This window comes from Streptomyces sp. NPDC053069 (genome assembly GCF_044546895.1).
In the GTDB taxonomy this organism is placed as follows: domain Bacteria; phylum Actinomycetota; class Actinomycetes; order Streptomycetales; family Streptomycetaceae; genus Streptomyces.
This window is the reverse complement of record NZ_JBITZN010000003.1, coordinates 155,379-178,970: the sequence shown is the minus strand read 5'-3', so window position 1 is coordinate 178,970 and position 23,592 is coordinate 155,379. Positions and strand designations below refer to the sequence as shown.

Below are 23,592 nucleotides of genomic sequence, written 5' to 3'. Positions count from 1 at the left end.
GGTCGGCGATCATCTGATCGGGGCAGGGGAGGCGGAACCGGTCGTAGTACTCGGCGGTGCCTCGGTAGAGGCCGGGCTCGAACCTGATCTCACTGGCCATGCGCTCACCATGGCACACGGCCGCCCGGCTCCGGACATACGACGGTTGTCCCTGTCCGCGATGCAAGACCCGTCCGGGAAGTCCTTGACCAGTGCCACGGACCTCTGCTGAACTCCGGTCCCATGAACCCGCGCGTGGACCTCACTCGGCGGCGCCACATCGATCTGGCGCACGTCTCCAGCGCGTTCTGTTGTCGCTGAGCCGGCACGTCGTCACACGGTCTCCTTGAGGACCGTTGTGCCCGCCTCCTGATCGTCCCCTTCTCCGGCTCTTCTCCACGACCGGATGAGCGGTCGCCCTGACCTGCATCAGGTGCTTTCGACGCCGTCGTTCCGCTCCTCCCGCATCGCGACCCGACGGCCACCCGAACCGCGGTGTCCCGGCCGCGCCGGTCGACCGTGCACTCCAACTCCTCATCTTCCAGCACCCCGTGCTGCGCCCGCCTCCCCGACAAGGACCTCCGCATGCCTGTGTCCATCCGCAAGCTGACCGGCCGTATCGGCGCGGTCGTCGAGGGCGTCGACCTGACGGCCCCGAGCGACCCGTCGACGGTCACGGCGCTCCGTGAAGCCCTCAACGAACACAAGGCCATCGTGTTCGACCAGGTGAACCTCGACAACGCCGGTCAGGAGCGCGTCGCCGCGTGGTTCGGCGAACTCACCACCGCTCACCCGAACATACCGGCGGCCGATGGCACGACGAACGTGCTCGCCGTCGACAGCGAGACGTCCAAGGCCGACGCGTGGCACACGGACGTCACCTTCGTGGTCAACCCGCCGCAGGTCACCACCCTCCGGTCCCTCGCGATCCCGCCGTACGGCGGCGAGACGCTCATCGCCAACGCCGCCGCGGCCTACCGCGACCTGCCCGAACCGCTCCGCGCTCTCGCGGACTCGCTGCGCGTCGTGCACACCAACCAGCACGACTACGCCCGTCCTCCGGCCACGACGGCGCTGCGCCAGGAGTACGACCGGGTCTTCGTCTCGGCGCCCTACGAGGCGGAGCACCCGGTCGTGCGGGTGCATCCGCTGACCGGCGAACGCGGCCTGTTCATCGGCGGTTTCGCCCAGCGGATCGTCGGCCTGCCGAGCAGCGACTCGGCCGATCTGCTGCGCATCCTGCAGTCCTATGTGACACGTCCGGAGAACATCCTGCGCTGGACCTGGTCCCCCGGCCAGCTGCTGATCTTCGACAACCGGATCACCCAGCACTACGGGGTGGACAACTACGACGACCACCCGCGGCGCCTCAACCGGGTGACGGTGGCGGGCGACGTGCCGGTCGGGGTCGACGGCCGCCGCAGCCGGCAACTCGTCGGCGACGCCTCGCACTACACCGGCGTCCTGGAGGCGGTCGCATGACCGAGATCCGCCTCACGGCGCCGGCCGTCCCCCAGACCGCCGACGCCGAGTCGCCGAGCACGCGGGAACGCGAGGTCTTCCTGCCCCGCGACACCCGCCGCCGGACACCGCTCAGCTCACTCCGCGAGCGCCTCCGCTGGCCGCTCGGGATCTACACGACCCCGGTCGTGATCCTGGTCGCCTGGGAGGTTCTCGCCCGAGCCGGCGTACTGGCGAAGACATACGCTCCGGCGCCGACCTCCATCGTGAAATCCGCCGCCGACCTGTGGCAGCAGGGCGTGCTCGGCCCGGACGTGGCCATCTCGCTGCAACGGGCCGGCATCGGACTCCTGATCGGTTTGACGGTGGGCATCGTCACCGGAGTGCTCGGCGGGCTGCTGCGCAGCGGCGAGTACCTGTTCAACGGCCTGGTGCAGGTCCTCAACACCATCCCGCTGCTGGCGGTGCTGCCACTGATGATCGTGTGGTTCGGCATCGACGAGCTCACCAAGGTGCTGCTGATCTCGTTCGGCGCAGGCGTCCCGATGTATCTCAATCTGTTCGCCGCGATCAGGGGCGTCGACCAGCGCCTGATCGAGATGGCGCGCACGACGGGCGCGGGCACATGGCGCATCGTGACGCGAGTGCTGGTGCCCGGGGCCCTGCCGGGGTTCCTGGTCGGACTCCGGTTCTCCCTCGCATACAGCGTGCTGGGCCTCGTCGCCGCCGAGACGGTCAACGCCGACAAGGGACTCGGCTTCCTCATCACGCAAGGGCAGACCTACCTGCAGACCAACCAGGTCTTCGTGGGGCTGGTGATCTACTCGCTCCTCGGTCTGCTCGCCGACCAGTTCGTCCGGGTACTCGAGCGGGTGCTGCTGCGGTGGCGCCCGGGTTATGAGGCGTCATGAGCAGCTCAGTGGTGACGGAGTCCCGTCGGCAGACCGGAGTCGTCGTCGAGCAGGTCGTCCGTCGGTTCGGTGACCGGGTGGTGCTCGACCATCTGGACCTCACCATCGCCGAGGAGGAACTGGTGATCCTGCTGGGCCCCTCCGGCTGCGGCAAGAGCACCCTCCTGAGACTGCTCGCCGGCCTCGACCGGCCCGACGGCGGGCAGGTGGAGGTCCCGGCGGAGCGAGCGATCGTCTTCCAGGCCGACCGGCTGCTGCCCTGGCAGCGGGTGCTGCGCAACATCACACTCGGCCTGTACGGGCCCGACGCGGAGCAGCGAGCCCGCGACGTGCTCGCCGAGGTCGGACTCGCGGGACGCGAGAGGGCGTGGCCCAAGGAGCTCTCCGGCGGCGAGGCCCAGCGGGTGTCGCTCGCGCGTGCCCTGGTATCCGAACCCGAACTCGTGCTGCTCGACGAGCCGTTCGCGGCCCTCGACGCCATCACCCGGCTGCGCATGCACGACCTCGTACGCGCGTTGCGCAGCAAGCACCACGCGGCCATGCTGCTGGTCACCCACGACGTCGACGAGGCGATCGCCCTGGCGGACCGCATCGTCGTGATGCGCGACGGGCGCATCGGCGCCGCGCATCTCGTCCAGCTCTCGGCAGCCGACCGCGAGGCGAGCGTCGCCCGCGAGGAGCTGCGTGCCGCGCTCCTGAACGACCTCGGTCTCGCCGGTCACCACTGATGTCCTCCCCCTGCACAGAAAGCCGGAGCAAAACCATGCACAGAAGAACCCCCCGCCTCGTCGGCGCCGCCGGTCTGCTCGCGCTCACGGGCGCCCTCGCCGCGTGCAGTGCGTCGTCCCAGGCGGCGCCGCCGCTCGGCAAGTCCGGTGGCAGCGCCTCCGCGCACCCCGAGTGGAGCAAGTACACCTTCACCATCGGCGACAACGGGGGTGACGGCAGCCAGGCCCTGGCCAAGATCACCGGGGCGTTCGACGACGCGCCGTACAAGGTGAAGTTCGCCCGCTTCACCTACGGCCCGCCGCTGGTGCAGGCCGCGGCCTCGGGCGACATCGACCTGGGCGCCGTCGGCGACGTACCGCCGATCACCGGCGCCGCGAAGGAGTACGGCTTCAAGATCGTGGCCGTCAACCGCTCGCTCACGCCCAGCCAGTCCAACGAGAACATCATCGTGCCGAAGGGGTCGGAGCTGAGGAGTCTCGCCGACCTCAAGGGCAAGAAGATCGCCGTGCCGCAGGGCAGCTCGGCGCACGGTCTGACGCTCAACGCGCTGAACAGCGTCGGCCTCGGCCCCAAGGACGTGCACCTGGTCTTCCTCGACCCGGCGGCCGGCGCCACGGCGTTCAACACCGGCAAGGTGGACGCCTGGGCGATCTGGAACCCCCAGTCGGCGATCGCGGTCAGGAACGGGGCACGGATCCTCGCCAAGGGCCTCCCGCCGATCGACCAGACGAGCAGTTACTACGTCGCCAGTGGGAAGTCGCTCGACGACAGGACCAAGCGGGCGGCCCTGACGGACGTACTGCAGCGGCTGGCACGCGAGTTCGCCTACGCGGTCAAGCACGAGGACAAGTACGCACAGGCCCTCTCCGAGGAGGAGGGCATCCCGCTGGCCGATGCCGAAGCGTCCCTCAAGGCCTTCGAGACCCGGGTGACCCCGATCGGGAAGCCGGACATAGCGGCGGAGCAGAAGCTCGCCGACGCCTTCCTGGAGGCCGGACAGATCACCAAGAAGGTCGACGTCCCGTCGATCACTGACAACCTCCTCCCCGCCGGCTACGACAGCTCGAAGCTGACGTTCGGCTGAGCCGCGCCGTCCATCTCGACACGCAAAGGAGAAAGGAGAGAAGACATGAGCACCAGACCGCGGCGACTCCACCTCAACGCCTTCCTCATGGAGGCGGGCCACCACGAAGCAGCATGGCGGCTCCCCGACAGCAACCCGCGGGCCGACTTCGACCTGCAGCACTGGATCGAGCTGGCCCGGCTCGCCGAGAGCGCCAAGTTCGACTCGCTGTTCCTCGCGGACGGCCCGGCCCTCATCGGAACCGGCGAGTTCCGGCCACCGGGCCAGCTCGAACCGCTGACGCTGCTGACCGCGCTCTCCCAGGCGACCAGCAGGATCGGCCTCATCGCGACCGTGTCGTCGACGTACAACGAGCCGTACAACCTCGCCCGTCGGCTCGCGTCCGTCGACCACGTCAGCGGGGGCCGCGCCGGCTGGAACATCGTCACCTCCGCAGGGGCCGACGAAGCGGCCAACTTCGGCCTCGACGACCGCCCCGGCCACGCCGAACGCTACGCCCGGGCCGACGAGTTCCTGAAGGTGGCCAAGGCACTGTGGGACAGCTGGGAGTCCGAGGCCGTCGTCGCCGACAGGACCACGGGGCGTTACGCCGATCCTGACCGGCTGCACGGGCTGGGCCACCGCGGCCGGTACTTCAAGGTGGCCGGTCCGCTCAACGTCGAACGCCCTCCGCAGGGCCACCCGCTGCTCGTCCAGGCCGGCTCCTCCGAGGACGGCAAGGACTTCGCGGCCCGCCACGCCGAGGCGATCTTCACCGCCCACACGACGTACGAGCGTGCCGCCGCCTTCTACGCCGACATCAAGGCACGAACCAAGGCGGCGGGGCGCGACCCGGACGGCGTGATCGTCCTGCCGGGAATCGTCCCGTACATCGGGTCGACGGAGGCCGAAGCCCGCGCGCTGGCGGACCGGTTCGACCGCCTGCGGATCCCGGAGTACGGACTGCGCCAGCTGGCCGCGGTCTTCGAGACCGAGCCGTCGGTCTTCCCACTCGACGAACCGCTGCCGGACTTCATTCTGGCGCGGCCGAAACTGGAGGGATCGCAGAGCCGTTCCGACCTGATCATCGAGCTCGCGGTGCGCGAGGGGCTCACGGTGCGGCAGATCATCTCCCGGCTCGGCGGCGGGCGCGGTCACTTCGAGCTCGTCGGCACACCTGAGCAGATCGCGGACACGATCATCACCTGGTTCGAGGGTGGCGCAGCGGACGGATTCAACATCATGGCGCCCGCCCTGCCCTCGGGCCTCGCGGCATTCGTCGAGCACGTGCTCCCGCTGCTGCGCGGCAAGGGGCTGTTCCGTGAGGAGTACGAGGGCACGACCCTGCGCGAACACTACGGGCTTCCCGTACCGGCGAACCAGTTCCATGCCTGAACCGCACACGGCCGCGGGTGGGGACGCGGAGCACGCGTGTCCGCCATGTGGCGCACGCCATAGTTCGATGGCGGAACTCGGCCTTCGATCCGTCCGACTCCTGGAGCGGTACGGCTGAGACTGCTCGTCGGTCGTACGACGGTTCGACGCGACCAGGAAGGTCGAGCATGGCCGAGTCCCGACACCCCTCCCGCGGTGCGGACAGGGGTATCCGCAAGCTCATGCCCCCGCCCGCGCTCTGCGGCTTTCTGCTGCTGCTGATGCTGGTCTTCTCGGTGTCGTACGCCGTGGGATCGGCCGCCGGACCCGTGGCGCCAGGCATGCACGGCACCGGAACCGGAGGGGGCGGCGGTGGCGCGGGTGGCGGTGACACGGGTGGCATGCCCGGCATGCACGGAGGCGGTGAGTGATGGGAGCCGAACCGCTGGCGCCGCTCGTGGTCACGGACCTGACGGTCGGCGGCATGACGTGCGCCGCCTGTGTACGGCGGGTCGAGAAGAAGCTCGCCAAGCTGGACGGCGTGACGGCGACCGTCAATCTCGCCACCGGACTCGCCCGGGTCAGTCATCCGGCGGACATCCTTCCGGAGGACCTCGTCACCGCCGTCGAACAGGCAGGATACGAGGCCGCGCTCCCCGAGCCTCCCGCGCCGGAGGGGCGGGACAGGACACCCGGTGACGAGGACGAGTCCGAGGCCGCCACCCGCCAGGAACGCGAACGTCTCGTCGTCACCGCGCTGCTCGCCGTCCCTGTCCTGGTGCTGTCGATGGTGCCGTCCCTGCAGTTCCGCAACTGGCAGTGGCTGTGCTTCGTGCTCGCTGCTCCGGTGGTGGTGTGGAGCGCCTGGCCGTTCCATGTACGGGCGGTGCGGGGGCTGCGTCACTCCACGGCCACCATGGACACCCTGGTCTCGCTGGGTGTGGTGGCCTCCTTCTCCTGGTCGGCGTACGCGCTGTTCCTCGGCGGCGCGGGCGAACCCGGGATGCGGATGCCGTTCAGTCTGCTGCCGTCCGCGGCGGACGGTCCCGCACACGTGTACCTGGAAGCCGCGGTCGGTGTCCCGCTGTTCGTGCTGACCGGGAGGTTCCTGGAGGCGCGGGCCAGGCGGGGGACGGGAGCGGCCCTGCGATCGCTGGCGGGACTCGCCGCCAAGGAAGTGTCCGTACGCGACGAGCACGGCGAGCGCGAGCGTTCCGTTCCCATCGAGCAGCTGCGCGTGGGGCAGGTCTTCGCCGTGCGGCCCGGCGAGCGGGTCGCCACCGACGGCCGGGTGGTGGAGGGCAGTTCCGCCGTGGACCTCTCCCTGGTCACCGGCGAGAGCGACCCCGTCGAGGTGGGGCCCGGTTCAGCCCTGGTCGGTGGGGCCGTGAACGCCGGCGGGCTGCTGTTCGTCCGTGCCACCGCCGTCGGAGCCGACACCCAGCTGGCCCGCATCACCAAGCTGGTGACGGAGGCCCAGGCGGGCAAGGCGCGGGCGCAGCGGCTGGCCGACGCGGTGGCCGGGGTCTTCGTGCCCGTGGTGCTGACGGTCGCGGTCACGGTGCTGGGCTTCTGGCTTGGGGCCGGAGCCGACCCCCAGGCGGCGATCACCGCATGCGTGGCCGTACTCGTCGTTGCCTGTCCCTGCGCGCTGGGCCTGGCCACGCCGACCGCACTGATGGCCGCCACCGGCCGCGGGGCCCAGCTCGGCGTGCTGGTCAGCGGCCCGCAGACGCTGGAGGCTCTCCAGCACGTCGACATGGTCGTCCTGGACAAGACGGGCACGCTGACCAGTGGCCACATGACCGTCGTACAGATCACCGCCGCTCCCGGCGGTCTCGGTCAGGAAGCCGTCCTCCGTCTGGCCGGTGCCGTCGAACAGGGCTCGGAGCACCCCCTCGGGCGGGCCGTCGCCGCACGGGCCCGGCGCTCGTTCGCCGAGGAACCTCTGGCGCCGGTACGGGACTTCGAGGCCATGCCGGGGCGGGGAGTACGGGGCCGCGTGGACGGCCGCACGGTGGAAGTACTGGCGCCGGACGGCGAGTTGCCGACCGCTCTCGCGGACGCCCTCGTCGCGGCGGAGACCGCCGCGCACACTCCGGTGCTCGTGCGGGTGGACGGGGTGGCCGAGGCGCTGATCGCGGTCGGCGACGTCGTACGGCCCGGCAGTTACCGGGCCGTGGACCGGCTGCGCAGGCTCGGGATCCGCCCCGTGCTCGCCACCGGTGACCGCGAGGCACCCGCCCGGGCCGTGGCCGACGCGCTCGGCATCCACGAGGTACATGCCCGCTGCACGCCCGAGGACAAGGCGGCTCTGGTACGGCGTTTGCAGGACGAGGGCGGCCGGGTCGCGGTCGTGGGCGACGGCGTGAACGACGCCGCCGCGCTCGCCTGCGCCGATCTGGGCATCGCCATGGGCAGCGGTACGGACGTGGCCATCGGCGCGGCCGACCTCACTCTCGTGCGCGGGGACATCGAAGCCCTGGGCGACGCCGTGCTGCTCGCCCGGCGCACGCTCGGCACGATCCGGGCCAACCTGGTGTGGGCCTTCGGCTACAACGTCGTCACCGTGCCGCTCGCCGTGGTCGGACTGCTCAATCCGATGCTGGCGGCGGCCGCCATGTCGGTCAGCTCCGTGCTGGTGGTGGGCAACAGCCTGCGCCTGCGCGCCTGGCAGCCGTCGCCCGCCCCGGCGCGCGAGCGACGCCGGAGCAGGGCGGGTCACCGGTGAACGCACGGCTCACCCGCCTGGTCGGTGCGTGTATTTCACACTGACGTTCAGCCACAGCGGCTCGGTGAAGTTGCCCGCCGTCGTGGTCAGGCCCGGAACGGTCGCGTTCCGGCAGTAGCTGTCCTTCCGTCGTGTTCCAGAAGTCGTCGGCGATGCCCGCCGAGTTCCCGCCCTGTCGGTGTGTTGTGTGTCACCCTTCTCGGAGTGAGTCCGGGGGCAGGTGTCCGCACGTACCCCCTGACGACGATCGGACCACGGGTGCGAAGATGGGCGCGTCATGACTGTCGGAGGGTGGTGCCGCACGCTGCGGGCCGGTGTGTTCGCCGCCGCCTGCGTGCTGCTTGCTGCCCTCGGCCACGTGATGATGTCCGGTACGTCGGTGCCCTGGTGGGCGATGGCGGCGGGTGCCGCCGGGACGGGCGCGGCCGGTTGGTGTCTCGCCGGCCGTGAGCGTGGGCGTGCGCCGATCGTCGCTGTCGTGGTCGCCGCCCAGGCGCTGCTCCACGAGACCTTCTCCCTCGCTCAGTCCGTCGCATCCGGCCGCGCCCCGGCCTCGGACGGCATGGGTGCCATGGACATGGGCTCCATGCACATGGACGAGATGCACATGGCCGGCATGGAGCACATGGGTGCGGGCTCCATGTCTCACATGGGGCTCGGCACGCACAGTGCCCACGGCATGGAAGGCGGCGCCGCGTTCGGCATGTTCGCCGCCCACCTGCTCGCCGCGGTCCTGTGCGGCCTGTGGCTCGCGTACGGCGAGCGCGCCGTCTTCCGCATCCTGCGGGCCGCGGCCGTCCGCCTGGTGGCACCGCTGCGGATGCTGCTCGCCCTGCCCGTGGTGCCGCGTCGGCCGTCCGTGCGAAGGCGCCGCGACTCCGGCCACCGCACGCCGGTACGACTCCTTCTCTGTCACGCCATCACCTCCCGGGGGCCGCCCGTGGGCGCCGCTGTCGCCTGAGACAGCCGGACCCACCGGGGCTCTCCTTCCCGTTTCTCCTTCAGCAGGTCTCCTGAGCCTTCCTCGGAAGACGCCACCAGCCGTGTCGTGAGCTGTTCCTGAAGAACCGGCACGCACAGCTGCACGCGCGCGAGCCTGCGCGAGCCCCGGGCACCGCCGTACCACCCCTACGGCTGCACCCCACTCACCGGACAGAGCTGTGGCCTCACCTGGCCGCGCCCCGGATGACTGAGAAGGACACCTCGTGATCACTTCTGCCCTGACTGCTCCGCAAACGCAGAGGGCTTCTGCGGACGCCTCGGCGACCGCCTGGGCGCTGGCCGCCCGGAACGGCGACCCGGACGCCGCCGAATGCTTCGTGCGTGCCCTGCACTCCGACGTGCTGCGCTACGTCGCCCACCTGGGAGCGGATCCCCAGAACATCGACGACCTGACCCAGGACACGTTCGTGCGGGCACTCAACAGCCTGCACCGGTTCGAGGGACGCGCCTCGGCACGAACCTGGCTGCTGTCCATCGCCCGCTGCGCGGTCGTCGACAGCTACCGCCGCGCCGCCGTCCGACCCCGGACGGCGGACACCCACGACTGGCAGACAGCCGTGGAACGGACCCAGCCGCAGGGGCTGCCGGGCTTCGACGACGGCATCGCGCTTCTCGACCTGCTGAACGCGCTCCCCGACGAACGACGTGAGGCGTTCGTGCTGACCCAGGTGGTGGGGCTGTCCTACGAGGAGGCCGCCCTGCTCGGCGGTTGCCCCGTCGGCACGGTGCGGTCCCGCGTGGCCCGCGCCCGGACGACCCTCATGGGGCTCCTCGACGAGGCCGACAGACCCGGCCCGAACGCGGGAAATCGCGGGAACTCGCTCGGTCGCCTGTCCGACTACTGATGCGACGGCGCGGCACGGCGCCGGTCGCGGCAGTAGCCAGGAGGGCCTCATGACACCCGAGATAGAGAACGCGTTCGTGGCGATCAGAAGCGATCACGGTGCGGACTCCCTCAGCCGGGTGGAGCGGATGCTGGAACCCGGAGGGGGAGCGGCACGCCACCCGCTCCAGAAGGGAGCCAAATGGATCCTGCCGGGACTGTCTCCCACCCCGTGGCACGATCCCCGTGCCCACCCGGAACTCATCCCCGTCGTCCAGGCACTGGAATCGGCTCATCCGGTCATCAGGGATGAGCTGAAGTCGGCCTGGGGGGCGCGTCGGGAGGCGTTTTCCGACTACGAGCACTACCTGACCCGGCAGACCGACTGGCAGGCTCTCCACCTTTACCGCGGCGGGGCAATGGTCGAGGAAGCGGCGACGACCGTACCCACCGCCTACAAGGTGCTCGAAGAGTTCGCCGTGGACACGGAAAAGATCTGCCCACTCCTGGAAAGTCACTTCTCCACCCTGCTGCCGGGGGCATCCATAGCCCCGCATTGCGACCTGTGGAACTTCAGCATCAACCTGCATCTCGCCGTGGACATCCCCGACGGGTGCAGCATCACGGTCGCCGGGGAGACCCGTACCTGGCAGGAAGGTCACTGCCTGCTCTTCGACTACTCCTTCGAGCATGAGGCGCGCAATGACGGAGCTCGCCCACGCACCTGTCTCCTCGTGGACCTCTGGCATCCGGAAACGACCATTCCGGAAAGGCGAGCACTGACGGTGCTCATCTCGGAAATCAGGCGACTGATGGGAGAGGGCTGACCGCCTGAAAATCCTGCGAAATTCAACCGACGGTATTGCACTGTCGGTTTTCAGTGCTGCCTGAAAAGTGAATATCGGGCCGTGGGCATGTTTGCAGAGCGGGCATTCTCAAGTTCTCTTCGGGGTGTTATCGTGACCGAAAATGATCGACGGATTCGATATTCGTCTCCATGTTTTTTCTGTTGGTGAGGGGGGACCGGACGATGTCGGCACGGCTGTCCCTTCTCGTCCTGGCGCTGGCTCAACTGGTCATCGCCCTCGACTACAACATCGTGTACGTCGCTCTGCCCGACGTGGGCGCAGGCCTTGGTTTCCCGGAGCACGACCTGCAATGGGTGGTGAGCGCCTACGTCGTGGCGACGGGTGGCTTCCTGCTGCTGGGTGGCCGGGCCTCGGACCTGCTGGGCCGGCGCCGTACGTTCGTCGCCGCGGCCTTGATCTATGCGGTGTCCTCGCTGGTGGGAGGGTTCTCGCAGACGCCGGGAGCGCTGGTCGCCGTGCGGGCGGTCCAGGGCATCGGCGGATCCCTGCTCTTCCCGGCCACCCTGTCCCTGATCAACACCATCTACGCCGAAGGACCGGACCGGAACCGGGCGTTGGCGGTGTGGGGCGCTGCGGGGGCCGGCGGACTCTGCTCGGGCTCCCTGCTCGGCGGGGTCCTGGTGGAGGCGTTCGGCTGGCCGTCGGTGTTCTTCGTCAACGTTCCCCTGGCGGGAGCCATCGCGTGGGCGGGCCGGGCACTGTTCCCGGCGGACGTCCCGCCGGCCGGGGCGCGGAGATTCGACCTGACGGGTGCACTGACCGGGACCGGAGGCATCACTCTCCTGGTGTTCGTGTTGGTGCACGCGCCCGAGGCCGGCTGGAGCAGCTCGGTCACCCTCGTCAGCGCGGCGCTGTCGTCGGCTCTGCTCACGCTCTTCGCCGTCGTCGAGACGCGTTCACGCAGCCCGCTGGTACCGAGCCGGCTGTTCAGGCATCGAGGGCTCGTGGCAGCGATGGCGGTGACTGCCCTGTACAGCGCCACCTTCAGCTCACTGCCGTACTTCCTGACCCTGTACTTCCAGACCGTGCGCGGCTACGGCGCGTTCGCGACCGGCCTCGCCTTCCTGGTCCCGGCCCTGGTGGTCGCCGCCGGGACCCAGGCCGGAGAACGGGCTGTCGCAGCGGTCGGTGTCCGCCGGATGCTGGTCGGCGGCATGGTCCTTGGCGCAGCGGGAGCCGTCGCGCTCGGCCTCGCGCTGACCCGACACGGCTCCTATCCCTTGCTGTTGCCGGGAATCGTGCTGCTGGGCCTGGGCCAAGGTGCCGCCTGGACCGGCATGTGGATCACAGCCGCCGCCGGAGTCGCTCCCGACGACCAGGGTGTGGCATCGGGGCTCGCCTCGACCAGCCTCCAAGTCGGCGGCGCGGTGGGTCTCGCGCTGCTCGTGGCGCTGGCAGGCGCTGCCGGGCAGCCCCCGGCAGGCGGCACCTCGCTGGCCGGCATCAGGGCCGCCGTGTTCGCGATAGCGGCCGGAATCGCCTGCGGGGTGCCACTGACCCTGGCCCTGCGCACAACGACCTCCGGTCCCTAGGGGGTGTCGTTCGGATCATCCCGGCGTCGCGGGCCGATCCAAACGACACCCCCTGGACCACTACTGCCGTCCCCGTCTCCTCCGGGCGCCCCCGGACCTCCCCACACCTGGAGAACAGCCGTGCCCCGTAACGCTCCCAGTCCACCCGCCGCCGTTCTGTGCGGACTGGCCGGATGGGTGCCGCCCCGCGTGGTCACCAACGACGAGCTGGCCGAGCGACTGGCCACCGACGACGCCTGGATCCGCACCCGCACCGGAATCCTCCGCCGCCATGTCATCGAGCCCGGCCAGGCGACCTCGGACCTGGCCGTCGAGGCCGGGCGCGGGGCCCTGCACAGTGCCGGAGTCGACACCGTGGACGCGGTGATCGTCACCACGACCACACCCGACCGGCCCTGCCCGGCCACGGCGCCCTCGGTCGCAGCCCGGCTGGGGCTCGCCGGAGCGGCCGCCTTCGACGTCGGCGCGGTGTGCACCGGCTTCGTGTACGGACTGGCCACCGCCGCCGGGCTGATCACCTCCGGCGTGGCCGGACGGGTCCTGCTCATCGGCGCGGACACCTACTCCACCATCGTGGATCCACTGGACCGGGCCAACGCCATCATCTTCGGGGACGGCGCCGGCGCCGTCGTCCTGCGCACCGGACACGCCGACGAACCCGGCGCCGTGGGCCGGTTCGACCTGGGCAGCGACGGTGCGCACGAGGACCTCATCACCGTCGCCGCCGGCGGTTCCCGCCAGCGCTCCACCGGAGACGAAGTGCAGCGCGGCGACCGGCACTTCGCGATGCGCGGCAACGAGGTCTACCGGCACGCGGTGACCCGCATGGCCGAGTCCGCGCGCACCGTGCTGCGCACGGCCGGCTGGAAGATCGACGACGTCGACCACTTCGTCCCGCACCAGGCCAATCTGCGCATCCTGCACTCGGTGGCCGACGACCTGGGCCTGCCCCGGGAACGCTGCGTGGTCAACGTCGACTCGGTCGGCAACACCGGCGCTGCCTCCATACCGCTGGCTCTCACCGGCGCGGCCGCCCAGCAGACGCTCCGGCCGGGGGACCGACTCCTGCTCACCGCCTTCGGCGGCGGCCTCACCTGGGGCTCCTGCCTGCTGACCTGGCCCGAACTGCCCCCAGGGGCCCACCCGCACGACCGAGGAGAAGAAACCGTCTCATGAGCACCACCTACAACCAGCTGGTCGAGATCCTGGCCACCCTGCACGACGCCCCGGCCGACCGCTTCACCCCCGAGGCCACCTTCGCCGACCTGGACGTCGACTCGCTGACGATGGTCGAGATCAGCATCCGCATCGAACGCGACCTCGGCGTGATGGTCCACGACAGCGAGTTGCGACCCACCCTCACCCTCGGCGGCACCGCGGCACTGATCGACGCCAAGCGGGCCGGCTGACCCTTTCACGAAGGACGACACTCATGCAGATCACTGAACAGCTCGGCTCGGCCCTCGGCGCCACGATCGAGGACTTCGACCACGCCGGCGCATCCGACACGGACATCGAGACACTCAAGCAGACCGTCTACACGAAGAAGATCGCCGTCCTGAAGGGACAGGACCTCACCCCCCAGCAGTTCCTGGACCTCGGCACGCGGCTCGGTCAGCCCGAGACGTACTACGAGCCGATGTACCACCACCCCGAGCTCCCGGAGATCTTCGTCTCCTCCAACGTCCCCGAGAACGGCAAGCAGATAGGTGTGCCGAAGACCGGCAAGTTCTGGCACGCCGACTACCAGTTCATGCCCGACCCCTTCGGCATCACTCTGATCTACCCCCAGGTCATTCCGCAGAAGAACCGCGGCACCTACTTCATCGACATGGGCCGGGCCTACGAGAGGCTGCCCGAGGACCTCAAGAAGCAGATCGCCGGCACCTACTGCAGGCACTCGGTCCGCAAGTACTTCAAGATCCGGCCGCAGGACGTCTACCGTCCGCTCTCCGAGATCATCGACGAGGTGGAGCGCAAGACCCCGGCCGTCCGCCAGCCCACCACGTTCACCCACCCCCTCACCGGCGAAACGGTCCTGTACATCAGTGAGGGCTTCACCGTCGGCATCGAGGACGCGGACGGCAAACCGCTCGACGACGACCTGCTGCACCGTCTCTTCGAGGCGACCGGCCAGCTCGACGACACCTTCGAGCACGACAACATCCACCTGCAGGGCTTCGAGCAGGGAGACCTGCTGATCTGGGACAACCGCAGCCTCATCCACCGCGCCCGGCACACGGCCACTCCCGAGCCGACCGTCTCCTACCGCGTCACCGTCCACGACGAGCGCAAGCTGCACGACGGGATACCAGCGGCATGACCACATCCGCCGCCGACCGCACGTACGCCACCGACGCCGATCTGCTGGAGCGCGTTCTGGCGCCGTACAAGACCCACTGCAAGTACCTGAAGTCCGCCGTCGTCACCGCCGGCCGCGAGAACACCTCGGCCCGCTGTGCGTTCGTGATCCCCGAGTCCTGCTACATCGACGACACCGGCCACCTGAACTCGGTCGAGGTCAACATCGCCTACAACCAGATGATGTACTACCTCGTCGCGAAGTCCGTGCAGGAAGGACTCCTGGCCGGGTTCGAGGACTGGACCCTGGACGACTTCTGGCGGCACCAGCTCCCGGACATCCTCATCGCCCGCTTCGCGGGCAACTTCCGGCGTCCGGTCAACCCTCGCTCCTTCTCGGGAGAGATGGAGTTCCTGTCCGTCACCCGACGAGAGCCCGGCGGCAAGCCGTTCCTCCATGCCGAGACCTCGTACCGCTACTGGGACACCCACGGCGGCCGGTGCGACGGCGAGGCGACGCTCGCATTCGTCAACATCCCGTGAACCACCGAAGGGACCGCCCATGGAGACGCTCGTCCAGACCATTCGCCTCCACGCCCACCACCGGCCGGACACCCCCGCCGTGCTCTGCGAGGGCCGCAGCCTCTCGTACGGCGACCTGCACCGCGAGAGCAACCGCATAGCCCACGCCATCCGGGCCGCCGGACTCACCGAGGGCGACCGCGTGGCATACCTGGGCAAGGAGTCCGAGCACTACTACGAGATCCTCTTCGGCTGCGCCAAGAGCGGCACCGTCCTGGTCCCCGTCAACTGGCGGCTCACCGCACCCGAGGTGAGCCACATCCTCCAGGACTCCGGCACCAGACTCCTCTTCCTGGAGTCGGAGTTCGCGCCGATCGTGGCGCGCATGCCGACCGAACCGCCCGAGACCGTCGTACCCCTCGGCGTGAACTTCGCAGGCTGGAAGGCCGGACACCCGGACACGGACACGAAGTCCGACGCCACCGCCGACACCCCTGTCGCCCAGCTCTACACCAGCGGCACCACCGGCCTGCCCAAGGGAGTCGTCCTCGCTCACCGGAGCTTCTTCGCCATCCGTGAGGCGCTGGCGAGCGAGGGGCTCGACTGGATCGACTGGCGGGACGGCGACATCGCACTCGTCGGTATCCCCGGCTTCCACATCGGCGGCCTGTGGTGGGCCACGCAGAACCTCAACGCGGGGACGACCGTCGTGGCGATGCGTGCCTTCGCAGCCCGCCACGCCGTCGACCTGATCCGTGAGCTGGGCATCACCACCGCCTGCGTGGTGCCGGCGATGCTCCGCATGATGCTCACCGAACCAGGGGTCGGTGCCAAGGACTTCGCCACGCTCCGCAAGACCGTCTACGGCGGCTCCCCGATCTCCGAGAGCCTGCTGGAGGAGAGCCTCGCCGTACTGGACTGCGACTTCGCACAGATCTACGGGCTCACCGAGACCGGCAACACCGCCGTGTGCCTGCCGCCGGCCGACCATGTCCCCGGCGGACCGCGCATGCAGGCCGCCGGCCACCCCTATCCGGGCGTCCGCGCCAAGGTGATCGACGACGACGGCAAGGAACTGCCGCCGGGCGAGATCGGAGAGGTCTGCCTGCACACCCCGGCCCGGATGGTGGAGTACTGGGGCCTGCCCGACAAGACCGCTCAGACCTTGGTGGACGGCTGGGTCCACACCGGCGACGCCGGGTACATCGACCAGGACGGTTACCTCTTCATCCGCGACCGGATCAAGGACGCCATCCTCGTCGCGGGCGAGAACGTGTACCCCGCCGAGATCGAGAAGGTGCTGGAGCACCACCCGGGCGTGGCCGAGGCGGTGATCGTCGGAGCCCCGGACGAGCGCTGGGGCGAACGGGTCCACGCCTTCGTCGTCCCCGTCCCCGGCGAGCAACCGAGCCCCAGGGACCTGCACACCTTCCTCGTTCCGCGCCTCGCCGCCTTCAAGCTGCCCTCGGCGTACGAATTCATCGACCACGTACCGCGCAACCCCAGCGGCAAGATCCTCCGCCGGGAACTGCGCGACCGCTTCTGGGGCGACTCCGCCCGCAAGGTCAACTAGGGGGTGTCGTTCGGATCATCCCGGCGTCCAAACGACACCCCCCTAGCGCCGCCGACACCGACGTAGAGAGAGCCCATGCCTGAACCCCTCACCCCGGAGAGCTTCCGCGCCGACCTCGCGGAGTTCCTGTACCTGCAGCCCGGCGAAGTCGACCTGGAGGAGAGCCCGCTGGACGCCGGACTGGACTCCCTGCGCATCGTCACCCTGCTGGAACGGTGGCAGGCCGCCGGCGCGGACGTCAGCTTCGTGGATCTCGCCGAGCGCACGTCCTTCGCCCAGTGGTGGCAGCTGCTGGCCGAACGCCAGGGAGGTGCGGCACATGCCGACACCTGAGCCCGCGCGCCGCCACCCGCTGCTGGCCGCCCAGGAGGGCATCTGGGCCGGCCAGCAGCTCGACCCGGACAGCCCCGCCTACAACACCGCCGAGTACGTGTGCATCGACGGCCCGGTGGACTGTGCCGTCTTCGACATCGCCCTGCACCATGTCGTCACCGAGACCGAAGCTCTCCACGTCACCTTCGAAGTGGACGGGCAAGGGCGCCCCTGGCAGTTCGAGACACCCGTCAGGGACTGGGTGCTGCACACCGCTGATCTCACCGCCGAACCGGACCCGCACAGCGCCGCCCTCGCATGGATGGCCGAGGACATGGCCCGCCCGGTGGACCTCACCCGCGGTCCGGTGTTCGGGCACGCCCTGCTGAAGACCGGGAGCGACCAGCACCTCTGGTACCACCGCGTTCACCACATCGCCCTCGACGGCTTCGGCCTCTCCCTGGTCGCCCGTCGCGTGGCCCAGGTCTATACGGCTCTCATGGCGGGCGAGCCGGTACCCGAGAGCGGCTTCGGCACCCTGGAGTCGGTGCGTGCCGAGGAGCGCGCCTACCGGGACTCCGCCCGATACGCCAAGGACCGCGCCTACTGGACCGGCCGATACGCCGACCGGCCTTCGGTGGCCACTGTGGCGGGACGCTCGGCCCTGCCCGCCCGCACCTTCCACCGATGCGTCACCGACCTGGACGCGACCCGGGCCGACGTCCTGCGCAAGGCCGCCCGTGAGCTGTCGGTGACCTGGTCCGAGGTACTGCTCGCGGTGACGGTGGCCCAGCTGCACCGGGTGACCGGGGCGCCGGAGATCGTCCTGAGCCTGCCGGCCATGGGGCGTCTCGGCTCTGTGTCGCTGCGCGTGCCGGCGATGGTGCGCAACATCCTGCCTCTGCGGGTCGCCGTCTCCGCCGACGACAGCCTGCGCGACCTCGCGGCCCGTGTCTCCGGCGAACTGCGCGCGGGCCTCCCGCACCAGCGCTACCGCTACGAACAGCTGCGCCGCGACCTGAAGCTGGTGGGCGGTCAGCGCAGGCTCTCCGGGCCCGGTGTCAACATCATGCCGTTCCAGTACGACCTGCGGTTCGCCGGACACCGCAGCACCGTCCACAACGTCTCCGCCGGTCCCGTCGACGACCTGGCGGTCAACGTGTACGACCGCTCGGACGGCACCGGTCTGCGGATCGTGGTGGACGCCCACCCCGATCTGTACGACCAGGGGGAGGCCGCCGCCTTTCACCAGGGGTTGCTCGCGCTGCTCGACGAGGCGGTCGCCGGCCCCGACCGCCCCCTGCGCCCGGCGTCCGTACCGGTCCTGGACGGTGGGCCGCTGCCTGCCCCGGCCCGCCCGGTGCTGAGCCTGATCGCCGACCACGCCGCACGCCGGGGCGGAGCCGCCGCCGTGGAGCACGGCCATGACAGCCTCACCTATGCCCGGCTGTACGGAAGCGCACGCCACCTGGCCCGTCGCCTCGCGGCCCGAGGCATCGGGCGGGGCAGCCTGGTGGCCGTGGCGCTGCCCCGGGGGACGGACGCCGTCACCGCCATTCTCGGTGTGCTGCTGTCGGGCGCGGCCTACTGCCCGCTCGACCCGGCCGCCCCCGCCGACCGGACGGCGCAACTGCTGAGCGGGGCGAGGCCCGACCTGCTCCTGACGACGGCCGCCCGTGCGAGCGCCTGCGCGGGCACGCCCGTACTCGCGCTCGACCAGCCGGATCCGACCCTCGGGCCGGCCCCGACGCCGCCGTCGTTCCAGGACCCCGCCTACGTCATCCACACCTCCGGCTCCACCGGCCGCCCCAAGGGTGTCGAGATCAGCCACGGTGCCCTGGCGAACTTCGTGGCGGGTGCCACGCACCGCTACGGGCTGCGCCGCGACGACCGGGTGCTGCAGTTCGCGCCGCTCCACTTCGACGCCAGCGTGGAGGAAATCTTCCTCACCCTGTGCACCGGCGGCACCCTCGTCATCCGCTCCGACGACATGACCGAGTCGGTCCCCCGCTTCCTCGACGACTGCGAGCGCCTGAAAGTCAGCGTGCTGGACCTGCCCACCGCGTACTGGCACGAACTCGCCTACGCGCTCTCCACGGGCACGGCCGCGCTGCCCGCAGGAGTGCGGACCGTCGTCATCGGCGGCGAGGCGGCGCTCCCCGAACGAGTGGAGCGCTGGCGCAAGGCCGTCGGCACGTCGGTCCGGCTCTTCAACACGTACGGCCCGACCGAGGCGACCGTGGTCGCCACCGTCGCCGACCTGCACGACCCTGCCCTCGACCCCGGCGACGTACCGATCGGGCTGCCGCTGCCCGGCACGCGGGCCGCCGTCGTCGGTGGGGAGCTGTACCTCCTCGGCGACAACCTGGCCTCCGGATACCGGGGTGGCACCGACCCGGACACCGTCCGGTTCGCCCCTCTCACGGCGCTCCCCGGAGGGCCCCGCGCCTACCGCACGGGCGACCTGGTGCACCTCGGCGACGACGGGCAGTTGCGGTTCCTCGGCCGGGCGGACGAGGAGTTCAAGATCAGCGGTCACCGCGTGCATCCCGCCGAGGTGGAGAGCGCCCTGCTGACGCACCCACGGATCCGTGAGGCGGCCGTCCTCGGGCAGACCTCGCCGGACGGCACCCGTCGCCTCGCCGCCCATCTGGTTGCGGGCCTTCCGGCTCCGTCCGCCTCCGAGGTGAGAGACCACCTTCGGCAGAGGCTGCCCGCGGCGATGCTGCCCTCCGTTGTCGAGTTCCACGACCGCCTGCCCCGCACAGGATCGGGCAAGATCGACCGACCGGGACTGAGCACACCATCCGCGACCGGGGCTCCGACCGTCGGCAGCCCGCTGGAGCGGACCGTCATCGGCATCTGGCAGCAGATCCTGGGCGCGGACGACATCACCGCCGACGACGACGTCTTCGACCTGGGCGCCCAGTCCCTCCAAGCCATCCAGGTGGCCAACCGGCTCGGCGTGGAACTGGGCCGCGACATCAGGGTGGCCTGGCTCTTCCAGTACCCCACGGCCGCCGAACTCGCCCGGTTCCTCGACGACTGCCCGCCTGCTGCCACCGGCCTCCCGTCGGCCCTGCACACCGACATCGTCCTCGACGGGGACATCCGGCCCGGTACCGGCCACCGCCCGGACGCCCTCCGGCGCATCCTGCTGACCGGCGCCACCGGCTTCGTCGGCGCTCACCTGCTTGCCGAATTGCTGGCGGCCACTGACGGCGAGATCGTCTGCACCGTCCGCGCGCGCACCACGGACGAGGCCATGGGCCGCCTCCAACAGTCCCTGAAGCAGCAGCACATCACACTTCCGCAAGCCGCCGAGGACCGCATCACCGCCGTGCCCGCCGACCTCGCCCGCCCAGGCCTGGGTCTGTCACCGGACACTGTCGGCGAACTGGCCCAGACCTGCGACGCGATCTTCCACAATGCCGCGACGGTCAGCATCATGCGGGAGTACGGCACCCTGCGCGCCGTCAACACCGAGTCCACCCGGCACCTGCTGCGCCTGGCCGCCGCGCGGTCGATCCCCTTCCATTACGTCTCCACGCTGTCCGTGGCTCCGCCCGCCGGCCTCAGCACCGAAGTACCGGAAGCATTCCTGCCGGCCCACGCCGGTCTGCGGTACGGCTACCAGCAGTCGAAGTGGGCCTCCGAACGCCTGCTCCAACAGGCCGCCGAGCGCGGACTGCCGGTCACCGTGCACCGCCTGGGCCGAGTGGTGGGACCAGCCGGGTCCGGATACGTCAACACACGCGACTTCCTGTGGAGCGTGCTCAGGGCCGGTATCCCCGCAGGGATTCTCCCGGAGCTGTTCGAGGACGAGATCTGGACACCGGTCGACCACGTCGCCAAGTCCGTCCTGCATCTCGCCCTCACCGCCACCGGCCCCGTCTTCAACCACGCGGCCGTACCGAGGCTGCGGCTGAGCGACCTCTACGACTGGATCGAGGAGTACGGCTACCCCGTACGACGTCTGACGCTGGCCCAATGGCGCGCTGCGCTGCCCCGCTCGGCCGATGTCGCCGCCACCACGCTCGCCTTCTTCGATGCCGGCGAGAACGGGAGCGAGGCCCCCGACCTGCGCCTTGGGCACGTCCACGCCGACAACGTCCGCAAGGGCCTGCGCGACAGCGGCATCACCTGCCCGCCCATCGGCCGGGACCTGGTGTTCCGGTACCTCGACCAGTGCGTCGCCGCGGGCGAACTGCCCGCGGCGACCGGCGAGGAACCTCATCCGGTCTGCCCCGCAAAGTAGTCGGGCTTCGCCGGGAACTCGCGGCCACCGCGCCACGACTACTGCAACGGAACACCACCGAGCCCCGCAAGCAAGGAGCCAGCATGTCCATGAAACGGCCGGTCGCCACAGTTCTGGCCACGGCCCTGTGTCTGGTCACGGCGGCATGCGCCGACTCCTCGAAGGACGACAGGACGAGCGGCGAGCGGGCCGACGCCGCCGCATCGAAGACCGGCTATCCGGTGACCGTCGAGAACTGCGGTCGGACCGAGACCTTCAAGAAGGCACCCAGCCGAGTGGTCGTCATGAACGGCGCCTCCGTCGCGGAGGTCTCGACCCTGCTCGCCCTCGGCCTCGGCGACAGGATCGTCGCCAACGAGCAGAGCTACGGCATGAGCGAGGTACCCGGCCGGGCCAAGGCCATCAAGGCCCTGCCCACCGGGAACATCCAACTCAACGACGCCTACGACATCCCCCGCGAGGCGATGCTCGGCCTGCGCCCGGACCTGGTGCTGTCCACGACGTCGTACGGCTTCGACGAGAAGAACGGCTTCGCCACCCGCGACCAGTTGCAGCAGGTGGCAGCCCACACCTATGTCTCCCCGCAGGGCTGCGACCAGGACACCTCCAGGATGACCGTCGCCGACAGCTACACGCTGCTGCGCGACATGGGGAAGATCTTCAACGTCAAGGACCGGGCCGAGAAGCTGATCGCCGCCTCCCGGAAGCACATCGACGAGGTGGCCGCCAAGGTCAGGGGCAAGAAGGCGCCCAAGGTGATGGTGCTCTTCTCCAACATGTCCATGGGCGGCAACGCCTTCAGCTCGGTCGTCGCCCACGGCATCTACAACGACATCCTCACCAAGGCCGGCGGCGCCAACGCCTTCGAGGCGGCCTCCAGGACCTCCTTCGCCGACCTGAGCAAGGAGAAGGTGGCCGCCACCGACGTCGACGCACTCGTCGTCATCGGCTACAACGACCCCGACCCGGCGGCCTACGCCAGGAAACTGCTGAAGGAGTTCCCCCAGTGGCCGGCCGCCAAGAAGAACACGTACGTCGTTCTGTCCGACTCGATGTACCTCGGCCCGAGCAACGACCTGGCGGTGGAGAAGATCGCCAAGGTGCTGCATCCGGACGCGTTCTGAGCCGGCCGACCCGACTGAAGGCCGCTCTGGCCTTCACTCTCCTGCCGGTCGCGCTGGTCGTCACCATGATCGTGGCGATCAGCATCGGGGCGGTCACCCTCCCACTCGGTGACGTGTGGGGCATCGTCTGGCACCACGTCACCGGGCAGGGCGCCTCCGGCGACCCCGCCACGGACCAGATCGTCTGGAACTTCCGTACTCCCCGGGTGGTCCTCGCCGCCCTGGTCGGCGCGGGCCTGGCCGTCTCCGGAGCGGTGCTGCAGACCGTGGTCTCCAACCCACTGGCCGATCCCATCGTTCTCGGCTTCTCGTACGGAGCCACGCTCGGCGCGGTGCTGGTCATCACCCTGGGCGGCGGCGTGGCCCTCGCGGGGCTCGGTGTGTCGGCGGCGGCCTTCCTCGGCGCGGTGACGGCAGGCGCACTCGTCTTCGCCCTCGGACAGCGGCGGGGTCGTATGGCACCCACCCGGCTGGTGCTGGCCGGCGTCGCGGTCGGCTACGTCTTCCTCTCGGCGACGAGCTACGTCCAGCTGCAGGCGACACCGACCGAGCTGCGCACCGTGATGTTCTGGATGCTGGGCAGCGTGGCCGGCGCCCAATGGGACCAACTCCCCACGGTGGCGGCGGTGGTCCTGGCCGGCACCGCCCTCCTCACGCTCTTCGGCCGGCGGCTCAACGTCCTGCTGGCCGGCGACGAATCCGCCACGGCACTCGGCGTCGACGTCAACCGCCTGCGCGCCGTACTGCTGGTGCTCAGTGCGCTCCTCACCGGAACCGTCATCGCCGTCGCCGGCAGCATCGGCTTCGTCGGCCTGATGATCCCGCACCTCGTCCGTCTCACCCTCGGCGCCGACCACCGTCGTCTCCTGCCGCTGACCGCCCTGCTGGGCGCCCTCTACCTGGTCCTCGTCGACCTGCTCTCCCGCACCCTCAACCGCCCCAACGAACTGCCGCTGGGCATCCTCACCGCGCTGCTCGGCGCCCCCTTCTTCCTGTGGCTGCTGCGCCGCAACAAGGGCCTGGACTGA

Annotated in this window: 20 protein-coding genes; all 20 read left to right on the top strand. The window is 70.1% G+C overall.

The genetic code is table 11. From position 1 onward, the window contains the following. Nucleotides 1-564: 564 nt before the first annotated feature. Nucleotides 565-1,461, top strand: coding sequence for a TauD/TfdA dioxygenase family protein (locus ACIGXP_RS07820; protein WP_399765282.1), 897 nt, complete (start codon nt 565-567; stop codon nt 1,459-1,461). Then, nucleotides 1,458-2,351, top strand: a complete 894-nt coding sequence (locus ACIGXP_RS07815; protein WP_399765279.1) for an ABC transporter permease — start codon at nt 1,458-1,460, stop codon at nt 2,349-2,351. Before ACIGXP_RS07820 ends, ACIGXP_RS07815 begins: the two co-directional genes overlap by 4 nt. Further along, a complete protein-coding gene (locus ACIGXP_RS07810) occupies nt 2,348-3,079 on the top strand; it encodes an ABC transporter ATP-binding protein (protein WP_363218696.1) in 732 nt (243 codons plus the stop codon). The genes ACIGXP_RS07815 and ACIGXP_RS07810 overlap by 4 nt, the downstream gene beginning before the upstream one ends. Before the next feature lie 35 nt (nt 3,080-3,114). Then, a complete protein-coding gene (locus tag ACIGXP_RS07805) occupies nt 3,115-4,164 on the top strand; it encodes an aliphatic sulfonate ABC transporter substrate-binding protein (protein WP_399765275.1) in 1,050 nt (349 codons plus the stop codon). Nucleotides 4,165-4,209: 45 nt separating this feature from the next. Further along, the gene (locus ACIGXP_RS07800) at nt 4,210-5,538 is read left to right on the top strand and encodes an LLM class flavin-dependent oxidoreductase (RefSeq protein ID WP_399765272.1); all 1,329 of its coding nucleotides are present in this window, start codon (nt 4,210-4,212) and stop codon (nt 5,536-5,538) included. Nucleotides 5,539-5,705: 167 nt separating this feature from the next. After that, nucleotides 5,706-5,948 (top strand): hypothetical protein, encoded by a 243-nt coding sequence (locus ACIGXP_RS07795; protein ID WP_363218693.1) that lies wholly within the window; start codon nt 5,706-5,708, stop codon nt 5,946-5,948. Beyond that, nucleotides 5,948-8,248, top strand: coding sequence for a heavy metal translocating P-type ATPase (locus ACIGXP_RS07790; protein ID WP_399765268.1), 2,301 nt, complete (start codon nt 5,948-5,950; stop codon nt 8,246-8,248). The genes ACIGXP_RS07795 and ACIGXP_RS07790 overlap by 1 nt, the downstream gene beginning before the upstream one ends. 277 nt (nt 8,249-8,525) lie before the next feature. Continuing rightward, nucleotides 8,526-9,209, top strand: coding sequence for a hypothetical protein (locus ACIGXP_RS07785; RefSeq protein ID WP_363218691.1), 684 nt, complete (start codon nt 8,526-8,528; stop codon nt 9,207-9,209). Between the two features lie 244 nt (nt 9,210-9,453). Continuing rightward, nucleotides 9,454-10,095, top strand: coding sequence for a sigma-70 family RNA polymerase sigma factor (locus ACIGXP_RS07780; RefSeq protein ID WP_363218690.1), 642 nt, complete (start codon nt 9,454-9,456; stop codon nt 10,093-10,095). A gap of 49 nt (nt 10,096-10,144) precedes the next feature. Next, the gene (locus tag ACIGXP_RS07775; protein WP_399765263.1) at nt 10,145-10,900 is read left to right on the top strand and encodes an aspartyl/asparaginyl beta-hydroxylase domain-containing protein; all 756 of its coding nucleotides are present in this window, start codon (nt 10,145-10,147) and stop codon (nt 10,898-10,900) included. A 203-nt stretch (nt 10,901-11,103) separates the two neighbouring features. After that, nucleotides 11,104-12,474 carry an MFS transporter gene (locus ACIGXP_RS07770; RefSeq protein ID WP_399765260.1) on the top strand — a complete coding sequence of 457 codons (1,371 nt, stop codon included), beginning with the start codon at nt 11,104-11,106 and terminating at the stop codon, nt 12,472-12,474. Nucleotides 12,475-12,594: 120 nt separating this feature from the next. Further along, nucleotides 12,595-13,650: a beta-ketoacyl-ACP synthase III gene (locus ACIGXP_RS07765; RefSeq protein WP_399765257.1), complete on the top strand. Its 1,056-nt coding sequence runs from the start codon at nt 12,595-12,597 to the stop codon at nt 13,648-13,650. Further along, the gene (locus ACIGXP_RS07760; protein WP_363218686.1) at nt 13,647-13,883 is read left to right on the top strand and encodes an acyl carrier protein; all 237 of its coding nucleotides are present in this window, start codon (nt 13,647-13,649) and stop codon (nt 13,881-13,883) included. Before ACIGXP_RS07765 ends, ACIGXP_RS07760 begins: the two co-directional genes overlap by 4 nt. Nucleotides 13,884-13,906: 23 nt before the next feature. Continuing rightward, entirely contained in the window at nt 13,907-14,797 is an 891-nt protein-coding gene (locus tag ACIGXP_RS07755) for a TauD/TfdA dioxygenase family protein (protein WP_399765254.1), read from the top strand. Further along, the gene (locus tag ACIGXP_RS07750; protein WP_399765251.1) at nt 14,794-15,318 is read left to right on the top strand and encodes an FcoT family thioesterase; all 525 of its coding nucleotides are present in this window, start codon (nt 14,794-14,796) and stop codon (nt 15,316-15,318) included. Before ACIGXP_RS07755 ends, ACIGXP_RS07750 begins: the two co-directional genes overlap by 4 nt. Nucleotides 15,319-15,337: 19 nt before the next feature. Then, a complete protein-coding gene (locus ACIGXP_RS07745) occupies nt 15,338-16,870 on the top strand; it encodes a fatty acid--CoA ligase (RefSeq protein ID WP_399765248.1) in 1,533 nt (510 codons plus the stop codon). A 75-nt stretch (nt 16,871-16,945) separates the two neighbouring features. Next, complete coding sequence (locus ACIGXP_RS07740; RefSeq protein ID WP_399765245.1) at nt 16,946-17,203, top strand: phosphopantetheine-binding protein; 258 nt, start codon at nt 16,946-16,948, stop codon at nt 17,201-17,203. Next, nucleotides 17,190-21,440, top strand: a complete 4,251-nt coding sequence (locus tag ACIGXP_RS07735; RefSeq protein WP_399765242.1) for an amino acid adenylation domain-containing protein — start codon at nt 17,190-17,192, stop codon at nt 21,438-21,440. The genes ACIGXP_RS07740 and ACIGXP_RS07735 overlap by 14 nt, the downstream gene beginning before the upstream one ends. Before the next feature lie 83 nt (nt 21,441-21,523). Then, on the top strand, nt 21,524-22,564 hold the full coding sequence (locus ACIGXP_RS07730) for an ABC transporter substrate-binding protein (RefSeq protein WP_399765239.1): 1,041 nt from the start codon (nt 21,524-21,526) through the stop codon (nt 22,562-22,564). A gap of 65 nt (nt 22,565-22,629) precedes the next feature. Then, entirely contained in the window at nt 22,630-23,592 is a 963-nt protein-coding gene (locus tag ACIGXP_RS07725; protein ID WP_399765236.1) for a FecCD family ABC transporter permease, read from the top strand.

Bases quoted from the DNA above. Each gene is read 5' to 3' on its own strand.
- ACIGXP_RS07820 (WP_399765282.1), top strand. From the start codon at position 565: ATGCCTGTGTCCATCCGCAAGCTGACCGGCCGTATCGGCGCGGTCGTC.
- ACIGXP_RS07815 (WP_399765279.1), top strand. From the start codon at position 1,458: ATGACCGAGATCCGCCTCACGGCGCCGGCCGTCCCCCAGACCGCCGAC.
- ACIGXP_RS07810 (WP_363218696.1), top strand. From the start codon at position 2,348: ATGAGCAGCTCAGTGGTGACGGAGTCCCGTCGGCAGACCGGAGTCGTC.
- ACIGXP_RS07805 (WP_399765275.1), top strand. From the start codon at position 3,115: ATGCACAGAAGAACCCCCCGCCTCGTCGGCGCCGCCGGTCTGCTCGCG.
- ACIGXP_RS07800 (WP_399765272.1), top strand. From the start codon at position 4,210: ATGAGCACCAGACCGCGGCGACTCCACCTCAACGCCTTCCTCATGGAG.
- ACIGXP_RS07795 (WP_363218693.1), top strand. From the start codon at position 5,706: ATGGCCGAGTCCCGACACCCCTCCCGCGGTGCGGACAGGGGTATCCGC.
- ACIGXP_RS07790 (WP_399765268.1), top strand. From the start codon at position 5,948: ATGGGAGCCGAACCGCTGGCGCCGCTCGTGGTCACGGACCTGACGGTC.
- ACIGXP_RS07785 (WP_363218691.1), top strand. From the start codon at position 8,526: ATGACTGTCGGAGGGTGGTGCCGCACGCTGCGGGCCGGTGTGTTCGCC.
- ACIGXP_RS07775 (WP_399765263.1), top strand. From the start codon at position 10,145: ATGACACCCGAGATAGAGAACGCGTTCGTGGCGATCAGAAGCGATCAC.
- ACIGXP_RS07770 (WP_399765260.1), top strand. From the start codon at position 11,104: ATGTCGGCACGGCTGTCCCTTCTCGTCCTGGCGCTGGCTCAACTGGTC.
- ACIGXP_RS07760 (WP_363218686.1), top strand. From the start codon at position 13,647: ATGAGCACCACCTACAACCAGCTGGTCGAGATCCTGGCCACCCTGCAC.
- ACIGXP_RS07755 (WP_399765254.1), top strand. From the start codon at position 13,907: ATGCAGATCACTGAACAGCTCGGCTCGGCCCTCGGCGCCACGATCGAG.
- ACIGXP_RS07750 (WP_399765251.1), top strand. From the start codon at position 14,794: ATGACCACATCCGCCGCCGACCGCACGTACGCCACCGACGCCGATCTG.
- ACIGXP_RS07745 (WP_399765248.1), top strand. From the start codon at position 15,338: ATGGAGACGCTCGTCCAGACCATTCGCCTCCACGCCCACCACCGGCCG.
- ACIGXP_RS07740 (WP_399765245.1), top strand. From the start codon at position 16,946: ATGCCTGAACCCCTCACCCCGGAGAGCTTCCGCGCCGACCTCGCGGAG.
- ACIGXP_RS07735 (WP_399765242.1), top strand. From the start codon at position 17,190: ATGCCGACACCTGAGCCCGCGCGCCGCCACCCGCTGCTGGCCGCCCAG.
- ACIGXP_RS07730 (WP_399765239.1), top strand. From the start codon at position 21,524: ATGTCCATGAAACGGCCGGTCGCCACAGTTCTGGCCACGGCCCTGTGT.
- ACIGXP_RS07725 (WP_399765236.1), top strand. From the start codon at position 22,630: ATGATCGTGGCGATCAGCATCGGGGCGGTCACCCTCCCACTCGGTGAC.